The organism is Pedobacter sp. T50_32, from assembly GCF_057652195.1.
This window is the reverse complement of sequence record NZ_JBYFBY010000042.1, coordinates 1-232: the sequence shown is the minus strand read 5'-3', so window position 1 is coordinate 232 and position 232 is coordinate 1. Positions and strand designations below refer to the sequence as shown.

General features: G+C 37.1%; 1 protein-coding gene. It reads right to left on the bottom strand.

Annotated elements, in window-relative coordinates; genetic code table 11:
• Nucleotides 1-232 (bottom strand): RagB/SusD family nutrient uptake outer membrane protein (locus AC23ME_RS21165; protein ID WP_487729709.1); only part of this gene is annotated, 232 nt, incomplete at both ends.

The following is a 232-nucleotide window of genomic DNA, read 5'->3' as shown; positions in this document are numbered from 1 at the left end:
AGGCGAGCTCTAACCTTCTTTCATTTAGGATAAAGTCACTTAACGTTATTTTATCTGTTGTTTTAATCCCTCCGAGATATACACGATTACGAACCATGTTTAACGGAGCCAATGCTTCAGGGATTCTATCTAGTTCATTCAATGCCTCGGCCTTAAGCAATAAGATATCATCAAATATCAACAGATAAACATTGTCACCACTATCCCAAGCACTTGCATGTCTAAATATGTA